Source organism: Mesorhizobium sp. WSM4844, from assembly GCF_055811775.1.
The window spans coordinates 22673-29869 of the sequence record NZ_JBVVQB010000071.1 but is presented as its reverse complement, the minus strand read 5'-3'; the positions used below and the strand labels follow the sequence as shown (position 1 = coordinate 29869).

Annotated in this window: 8 protein-coding genes and 1 pseudogene; 5 read left to right on the top strand and 4 right to left on the bottom strand. The window is 64.2% G+C overall.

Annotated elements, in window-relative coordinates:
• Positions 1-203 precede the first annotated feature (203 nt).
• Positions 204-560, bottom strand: coding sequence for an ArsR/SmtB family transcription factor (locus AC0L2A_RS32365; RefSeq protein ID WP_027151146.1), 357 nt, complete (start codon positions 558-560; stop codon positions 204-206).
• 191 nt (positions 561-751) lie between these two features.
• Between AC0L2A_RS32365 and AC0L2A_RS32360 the strand changes: the two genes are divergently transcribed.
• Positions 752-1930: an MFS transporter gene (locus tag AC0L2A_RS32360; RefSeq protein WP_473511271.1), complete on the top strand. Its 1179-nt coding sequence runs from the start codon at positions 752-754 to the stop codon at positions 1928-1930.
• Between the two features lie 110 nt (positions 1931-2040).
• Here the strand turns inward: AC0L2A_RS32360 and AC0L2A_RS32355 are convergent, their stop codons facing one another.
• Together AC0L2A_RS32355 and AC0L2A_RS32350 are read right to left on the bottom strand one after the other, a co-directional pair.
• On the bottom strand, positions 2041-2691 hold the full coding sequence (locus tag AC0L2A_RS32355) for a dihydrofolate reductase family protein (RefSeq protein WP_473612267.1): 651 nt from the start codon (positions 2689-2691) through the stop codon (positions 2041-2043).
• 155 nt (positions 2692-2846) lie between these two features.
• Positions 2847-3638, bottom strand: a complete 792-nt coding sequence (locus AC0L2A_RS32350; RefSeq protein ID WP_473612266.1) for a protein-L-isoaspartate O-methyltransferase family protein — start codon at positions 3636-3638, stop codon at positions 2847-2849.
• 78 nt (positions 3639-3716) lie between these two features.
• Between AC0L2A_RS32350 and AC0L2A_RS32345 the strand changes: the two are divergent.
• The 4 genes and pseudogenes from AC0L2A_RS32345 to AC0L2A_RS32330 form a co-directional block, all read left to right on the top strand.
• Positions 3717-3824, top strand: a pseudogene (locus AC0L2A_RS32345) (manganese-binding transcriptional regulator MntR); the annotation flags it as partial.
• Positions 3825-3905: 81 nt separating this feature from the next.
• A complete protein-coding gene (locus AC0L2A_RS32340; RefSeq protein ID WP_023799765.1) occupies positions 3906-4094 on the top strand; it encodes a hypothetical protein in 189 nt (62 codons plus the stop codon).
• Between the two features lie 203 nt (positions 4095-4297).
• Entirely contained in the window at positions 4298-5230 is a 933-nt protein-coding gene (gene ypfJ, locus AC0L2A_RS32335; RefSeq protein ID WP_091595030.1) for a KPN_02809 family neutral zinc metallopeptidase, read from the top strand.
• Between the two features lie 179 nt (positions 5231-5409).
• Positions 5410-6660 carry a TCR/Tet family MFS transporter gene (locus AC0L2A_RS32330; protein WP_473612264.1) on the top strand — a complete coding sequence of 417 codons (1251 nt, stop codon included), beginning with the start codon at positions 5410-5412 and terminating at the stop codon, positions 6658-6660.
• A 137-nt stretch (positions 6661-6797) separates the two neighbouring features.
• Here the strand turns inward: AC0L2A_RS32330 and AC0L2A_RS32325 are convergent, their stop codons facing one another.
• Positions 6798-7181, bottom strand: coding sequence for a helix-turn-helix domain-containing protein (locus tag AC0L2A_RS32325; RefSeq protein ID WP_473519292.1), 384 nt, complete (start codon positions 7179-7181; stop codon positions 6798-6800).
• Positions 7182-7197 lie beyond the last annotated feature (16 nt).

The following is a 7197-nucleotide window of genomic DNA, read 5'->3' as shown; positions in this document are numbered from 1 at the left end:
CAGGACTTGGGTTCCTCGCCCCCGCATAGCGGGGGAGAGGTGGCCGCGAAGCGGTCGGAGAGGGGGCCACCGAAGTGGCACACCAGGGGAAAGTTGTCTAAAGCATTCGAAATCAGGTCGGCGCAGTCCCCCTCTCCGTCTCGGCTTCGCCGAGCCACCTCTCCCCCACTTTGGTGGGGGCGAGGAACCCAAGTCCTGCTAGGTTAGGCGCGGACTTCGATCTCGGAGGCGCCGACCGCGGGCAGAGCTGGGTCGTCGACGGCTGCGGCAATGACGCTATCGAGCAGCCCCGGAAAGCGGGCATTGAGATCGTCGCGGCGCAGCGTGATCAGCCGGCTGGTGCCGACGACCTCGGTGCGGGTGACGCCGGCCTCGCGCAATTTGGCCAGGTGGTAACTGAGATTGGTCTTTGAGCCGAGATCGAGGAACTGGCTGCAATTCAGCGGCACGCCCTCCTTGCTGGCGAGATAGCGCACGATGGCCAGCCGGGTGGGATCGCCGAGCACGGCAAGCACGTTCGGCAGGCTGATCTGGTCGGCGGTGGGGTGGGGCAGCGTCATGCCGGAGAACTAAGCGCAATCAGGGCCGATTTCAACGCATCTCCTCCTGGTGGATGCCCTCAGTTTCCACCTCCCGCTACCTTGTCCTGACATGGGGCTGTCAGCAGGGTTCGGCTATTCTCGGGCGGCTCATTGACAACATGCGCCATTATGTACAATTGTTCAATAACTTTTGAACTAAGGATTTCACTATGGACAAGCGCCTCTTCTGGCTTGCGCTCGGATCATTCACGATCGCGACCGAAGGCTTCGTCATCTCCAGCCTGCTGCCTGACATCGCGGGGGATGCCGGCATCTCGGTCCCGCTCGCCGGGACGCTGATCACCGCCTTCGCGCTCGCCTATGCGCTCGGCGCGCCGATCCTGGCGACGCTGACCGGCGAATGGGACCGGCGACGCGTCATCTTGTGGACGCTGGTGTTTTTCGTGCTGGGCAACCTGGCGGCGGCGCTCAGTTCCTCCTTCGAACTGCTGCTGATCGCGCGCATCGTCATGGCGCTGTCGTCCGGCCTGTTTGCGGCGACGGCGCAGGGGACGGCCGTGGCGCTTGTCGATGATCATCACCGCGCCCGCGCCATTGCCGTCGTCGTCGGCGGCACTACGGTGGCGGTGGCGGTCGGCGCACCGCTCGGCGCGCTTGTCGCGACGGTTGCCGGCTGGCGCGGCACGTTCTTTGCCATCGCCGGGCTCGGCGCACTGGCCGGCGCAATCCTGTGGTACCGGCTGCCGCGCGGCATCGTCGGCACCAAGCTGCCGCTCAGGCAGCGGCTGGCCGCAACGCTTCGCCCCGGCGTGCCGTCGATCCTGCTGACTACACTTTTGGCGCTCACCGGCGCCTTCACGGTCTTTGCCTTTGTCGCGCCGCTAGCCATCGAAGGTGGCGGCTTGAGCCCAGTCGCGCTGCCCGGCATGCTGCTTGCCTTCGGTGTCGGCGCCGTCATCGGCAACATTGCCGGCGGGCAGGCCGCCGACCGCTTCGGCGCGACGCGCACCGTCAGCTGGTCGCTGGCGCTGAGTGCGGTCATGCTGGTGATGCTTTCGGTCATTCCGGCCTTCCTGCCGCACAGCATCGCCGGGCCGGCGCTGATGGCCATGATGGTGCCGTGGGGCATCGTCGGCTGGGCCTTCCCACCGGCGCAGGCCAGCCGCATCATCAGGCTGGCGCCCGACGCAGCGCCCATCGTGCTGTCGCTCAACGCTTCGGCGCTCTATCTCGGCGTGGCGCTGGGCGCCGTCGTCGGCGGCGCGGTGCTGCGCTATGGCGCGCCGGCTGATCTCGGCCTGGTCGCAGCGGTGTTCCCGATCCTGGGTCTTGGCGTCATACTGGCCGGCCACCGGGCCGCCCGGGCGGTGGCCATGCCGGCGGAGTGAAGGAAGATCGCAGAAACGTGGCGCTGTCCTGATCGCGCCGCCAGGCAGGATTTGGCTCCTCTCCCCACTCACATCTGGCCGAGCAAGGAACCCAGGTCCTGTAACCGCGACTATTTCCAGGTCCGGCGTCTCTCGATCTCGGCTTCGGACGGCTGTTGCTGGGCGAACGATCCAGTCTTGATCTCACCGGCGCGTTCATAGCTCGCTATGATGACGCCGGTGGTCGATGCCTGTGAGCGATTCAGCTTGAAAGCCGCCGGGATTGCGCCGCTGCCAAACAGCCGCTTGCCCTTGCCCAGCACCAGCGGGAAGGTGAGCAGGCTGATCTCATCGATCAGGTCGTTGGCGAGCAAGGTCTGGACGAGTTCGCTCGATCCCTGGATGAGCAGGTCCGGCCCGTCCTCCTGCTTGAGCTGGCGCAGGGTAGCCACGACGTCGTCGCCAAGCGACTGGCTGTTTTGCCACGACAGCGTGTCGGGCCGGTGGGTGGCCACATATTTGGTGACGGCGTTGAAACGGTCGGCGATCGGATCGTCTTTCTGGTACGGCCAATGCGCGGCGAAGATGTCGTAGGTCTTGCGGCCGAGGAGCAGCGCGAAGGGTTTTGCGAAGGTCTCACCAATAAAGGCGCTCCCGACGTCGTCCCAGTAATGGAACGTCCAGCCACCGAATTCGAAGCCGACCGGGTCTTCTTGTGGCCCACCGGGCGCCTGCATGACGCCGTCGAGGCTGACGAATGTCGCAGTGGTGATCTTCCTCATTGGATTCTCCCTTTAATCATCCGAAATCATCCGAGCCGTTGCCGCCGGATTTCGGCCAAAGGACGTGCGAGCGGACGCCTGTCCGACAGGGCCGGAAAATTTCTGGCTCCGGCGCATGTCGAGCGGCAAGCACGGGACGCCTCGACGCGGCGACGTCATTGCGACCGCCTGCCGCCAACACTTTGCGACGAGAACCAGACATCGCCGATGACGGCGGTGGCGGTGCGGTCCGGTGCCTTGTCGGCCGTCAGCCAGATCTTGCGGCTGCGTGCCGCCTTGTCACGGTGGATTTTCATCGAGGCCGCCGAGGCGCCGATGCAAGGGATAAACCATGATCGCATGAACGGATCGCAGGCAAACCCCTTATCCGTGCGTGTCACCATCACCGCGAGGCCAATGCGCTCGGCCGGACGCCACGGAAAGACCATGCGGCCGCCGGGCTTCAGCGCCTTCAGCCATTCGGCTGGGGGTGCCGCAACGCCGGCATTGACATAGATGATGTCGGACGGTGGCAGGCCGCCGACGACCGCATCGCCATGGATGACGGTCACATTGCCATAGGCTTCGAGATTCTTTCTTGCACGGTCGGCGAGACCGGAATCCAGTTCGAAGGCGGTGACTGCGCCGCCCGGCGAAACCAGTTTCGCCAGCAGAGCGGTGTAATAGCCGGTGCCGGCGCCGACATGAGTGACGTCCTCGCCGGGTTTTGGCGCCACCTTGCCGATCCACATGGCATGCAGGAACGGCTCGCCATTGTTGATGCCCTTTTCGGCGTCGAGCGACACCAGCACGTTCTGATAGATGTGAACAGGATCGGCGCTCGGCGTTTCTACCTTGCCGTTGCCGGCGACGACCGTCCACGGCCCGGGCCCGAGAAAAGCTTCGCGCGGCACCGCGGCGAACACCTCCTCGAGACGCGGATCGGCCGAACCTGCATTGGCAGCCATCAGTCGCGCGTAGAATTTTCGGGCTTCGGCAATTCTGGTCATGTCGCGTGAGAAGATAGCGCGATTGACCGAATTGTCGTGCAGCTTGTCGCCGACCTGATCAAGAACGGCAACGAAGCCCGCCAGGTCGACATCGCGGCGCGGCTCGGCGTCGCCCAGCCGACGGTGGCCAAGATGCTGACGCGGCCGACAGTCCTGCCGGAACCGCCGCGCTGCCGCGGCGTTTGAGATCGTGCCAGCAATTGGCGCGAGACCGAGGAGGATACGATGGGCGTTGAACAGGCACCGACAGCGAAGGGCAAGCAAGCGGCCAAGGGATTGAAGCAGGCTGCGGCGAAGGACGAACGCAAGACCGAAGCGGATACTGGACGCCCGCTCAAGAAGGGCGGGGCCCGCTTCGAGGAGCGCTCGAAAAGCTCGGACGGCAAGAGCGCGGGCACCAAGCAGAAGATCTGAGCGTGACCGACAAGTCCAAGACCAAAAAAAGCGCCGGCAGGGCTCTCACCGGCGGGTGTCGTGCAGGGACTGACCCCAGAGCCGGCGGCCCCTTGATGCGAAAAATACTGTGACTTGGCGCAACCATTGGGATAATTGTTTGTTGGGTCGGATCGGGCCATGAGATCGGCAAGATACCGGTACGTGCATCGCGGGGAGTTGCCATGCTCTGGAAAGGTCGTCGTCAAAGTGACAACGTCGAGGACCAACGCGGCCAGGGCGGCGGGCTCAACCTGCCGCGCGGCGGCCCCGGCCGTCTCCGCATCCCGATCGGCGGCCGCTCCGGCGGCGGAATGTCGCTGTCGACCATCATCATTCTCGTGGTCCTCTATTTCGGGCTGAAGGCCATCGGCATCGACCCGCTTCAGATCCTGGCCGGTGGCGGCTTGGTGCCGGGTGGCGGCGGTCAGATCACCGACAACAGCGGAGAACAGGGCGGTGGCACAGGGGCGCCCGCCTCCGACGAGATGAAGCAGTTCGTTTCGACCGTCCTGGCCGAGACCGAGGACACCTGGACCGGCATTTTCCAGGCCGAGGGCCTGACCTACGAAGACCCCAAGCTGGTCCTGTTCAGCGGGCAAATCCGTTCGGCTTGCGGCTTCGCCTCGTCCGCGGCCGGCCCGTTCTACTGCCCCGGCGACCGCAAGGTCTATCTCGACACCACCTTCTTCCAGCAACTCGACCAGCAATTCGGCGCTTCGGGCGATTTTGCCCAGGCCTATGTGATCGCGCATGAGGTCGGCCACCATGTCCAGAACCTCACCGGCATCCTGCCCAAGTTCAACCAGATGCGGCAGCAGATGGGCGAGGCCGAGGCCAACCAAATGTCGGTGCAGGTCGAGCTCCAGGCGGATTGCTTCGCCGGCGTCTGGGCGCATTTCACCGGGCAGAAAGGCATTCTGGAACAGGGCGACATGGACGAGGCGCTGAACGCCGCCCAGCAGATCGGCGACGACACGATGCAGAAAAAGATGCAGGGCTATGTCGTGCCGGAAAGCTTCAACCATGGCACCTCGCAGCAGCGTCAAACCTGGCTGGCACGCGGCTATAAGAGCGGCAAGCTGTCGGACTGCGATACCTTCAACACCCCGATCTGAGGTGTTTGGGCTCTCGTTGAAATGGCGTTGAAAGCGGCGGCGGTGCAGCCGCGCTCATATCGACAGTTGATGTCAGGATGAAAATTCCTGGCCTGTTCCCTTATTGTTCTGTGGGGCTTGCTCGCCTATAACGAGCTTTCCGCCGTCGCTGCGAGGCGGCTCCAGGAGTCGACACCGTCATGATCGAAGCCAAAACCGCCAGGCGGGGCCTTGCGCTTGTTTTCACCACGCTGCTGCTCGATATCACCGGCATCGGCATCATCATGCCGGTGCTGCCGGCCTATCTGCAGGAGCTGACCGGCGTCGGGGTCAGCGAAGCGGCGATCGAAGGCGGCTGGCTGTTCTTCGTCTATGCGGCCATGCAGTTCCTGTTCGCGCCGCTGGTCGGCAATCTCAGCGACCGCTTCGGCCGTCGTCCGATCCTGCTGGCCTCGGTGCTGACCTTCGCCGTCGACAATCTGATCTGCGCGGTGGCCTGGTCGTATTGGGTCCTGTTCATCGGCCGGGTGCTGGCCGGCATCAGCGGCGCCAGCTATTCGACCGCCTCCGCCTTCATCGCCGATGTCAGCACCGACGAGAACAGGGCGAAGAATTTCGGCCTGCTTGGCATCGCCTTCGGCGTCGGTTTCGTCATCGGCCCGGTGCTGGGCGGGTTGCTCGGCGAATTCGGGCCGCGCGTGCCGTTCTGGGGCGCGGCGGTGCTTGCTCTGATCAACTTCATCGTCGGCTGGTTCTTCCTGCCGGAAACGCTGGAGCAGCATCACCGGCGCCGCTTCGAATGGCGCCGCGCCAATCCTCTCGGCGCCGTGAAGCAGATGCGCAATTACAAGGGGATCGGCTGGATCGGCCTGGTGTTCTTCCTGATGACGCTCGGTCACATGATGTACCCTGCCGTGTGGTCGTTCGTCGGCAGTTACCGCTACGGCTGGAGCGAACAGCAGATCGGCTTCTCACTCGGCGTCTTCGGCCTTGGCGGGGCGTTGGTGATGGGTTTTGTCCTGCCGCGCGTCATCCCACGGCTCGGCGAATGGCGGACCGCCGCCATCGGCCTCGCTTTTACCGCTCTCGCCGCCTTCGGCTATGCCGCGGCGTGGAAGGGCTGGATGATCTATGCGGTGATCGTGGCGACCTGCCTCGAGGCGCTGGCCGATCCGCCGCTGCGGAGCCTGGCGGCGGCCAAGGTGCCGCCCTCCGCGCATGGCGAATTGCAAGGTGCGATGACGAGCGTGTTTTCGATCACCAGCATCATCACGCCGCTGCTTTATACGGGAATCTTCGCCTGGTTCACCGGGCCGACCGCGCCGGTGACGTTCGGCGGCGCGCCCTTTGTGCTCGGCGGCATCTTTCTCGCCCTGTCGCTGGTGGCTTTCGTGCTTAGGGTCGAAAGACCGGCCGCGGTGAAAGACGTCGCGACGGCGACGGTGGCCTAAAGCGTGTCGCGTTTGAACGGACTCATGCGACGCGCTTTAAGTTCTGGTTTTGATGCATCTCGTTATCGCAAAACCGCTGCGTACTCTCGGGTCAGGCCCGAGGGCATGCTTTTGCGCGCCATGCATTGGGGCATGCCCTAGGGTTCAATCCATTGCCCCGGAATATCCAGTGCCTTCGCCAGCAGCGCCCGGGTCTGCGCCGATGGCTTACGGCGATTGGATTCAAGATCCGACAGGAAACCCTGGCTGACACCGATCGTGGTCGCCAATTCGGCCTGCGTCAGCCGCCGCCAGTTGCGCAGCGCCTTGAGCCGGCTGGAGCCCCGCAAAATTTCCATGGTCACGTCCGCAGGCAGGGGGTTTTCCGTTTTGAGATCAGCCTTTCGCTCGTCGTAGATCGCCACATCGGCAGCGTCTTCAAGAGCCTCTTCGGCCGCGTGCAACAGAGCCTCGTAGTCCGCTTTTGGGATAACGACAAGTTCTTCGCCAGTTGGCGTCGTTATGATTTGGGGGGCGTTCATGGTGTCCTGTCCTGCT

Bases quoted from the DNA above. Each gene is read 5' to 3' on its own strand.
- AC0L2A_RS32350 (WP_473612266.1), bottom strand. From the start codon at position 3,638: ATGGCTGCCAATGCAGGTTCGGCCGATCCGCGTCTCGAGGAGGTGTTC.
- AC0L2A_RS32355 (WP_473612267.1), bottom strand. From the start codon at position 2,691: ATGAGGAAGATCACCACTGCGACATTCGTCAGCCTCGACGGCGTCATG.
- AC0L2A_RS32325 (WP_473519292.1), bottom strand. From the start codon at position 7,181: ATGAACGCCCCCCAAATCATAACGACGCCAACTGGCGAAGAACTTGTC.
- AC0L2A_RS32365 (WP_027151146.1), bottom strand. From the start codon at position 560: ATGACGCTGCCCCACCCCACCGCCGACCAGATCAGCCTGCCGAACGTG.
- AC0L2A_RS32360 (WP_473511271.1), top strand. From the start codon at position 752: ATGGACAAGCGCCTCTTCTGGCTTGCGCTCGGATCATTCACGATCGCG.
- ypfJ (WP_091595030.1), top strand. From the start codon at position 4,298: ATGCTCTGGAAAGGTCGTCGTCAAAGTGACAACGTCGAGGACCAACGC.
- AC0L2A_RS32340 (WP_023799765.1), top strand. From the start codon at position 3,906: ATGGGCGTTGAACAGGCACCGACAGCGAAGGGCAAGCAAGCGGCCAAG.
- AC0L2A_RS32330 (WP_473612264.1), top strand. From the start codon at position 5,410: ATGATCGAAGCCAAAACCGCCAGGCGGGGCCTTGCGCTTGTTTTCACC.